The organism is Pleomorphochaeta sp. DL1XJH-081, assembly GCF_049310885.1.
Taxonomy (GTDB): Bacteria; Spirochaetota; Spirochaetia; order Sphaerochaetales; family Sphaerochaetaceae; genus CAYZJV01.
Map to the genome: position 1 here is coordinate 1 of NZ_JBMDYO010000042.1, position 334 is coordinate 334.

Consider the following 334-nt stretch of genomic DNA (forward strand, 5'->3'; position numbering starts at 1 on the left):
GGTTGGAACCATTCACAGGTTCTGACCACCAACAGGCCGTTGGCCACGGTAGTGAAAGTCTACCGAACATACCCCTTACACTCCAAATTCCTTCTCTTCTCCGATATGTTTGTCTGGGCCTGTAGCTCAGGTGGTTAGAGCGCTTGCCTGATAAGCAAGAGGTCACAAGTTCAAGTCTTGTCAGGCCCATAACCTAGAGTTCAGTGGTTTTGTAATACAAGTCATTGAATCTTAGCTGAGCTCAGGTATGACAAATGGTTTTTTTAACATAAATAGCGAAGGGATCGACAGAATAATATGGTCAAGCGAATAAGGGTCCACGGAGGATGCCTAG

1 tRNA gene is annotated in these 334 nt (G+C 45.8%); it reads left to right on the plus strand.

Going from position 1 to position 334, the window contains the following annotated elements:
* Positions 1–115 precede the first annotated feature (115 nt).
* Positions 116–189: transfer RNA gene (locus tag ACODJP_RS13830), tRNA-Ile, on the plus strand.
* Positions 190–334 lie beyond the last annotated feature (145 nt).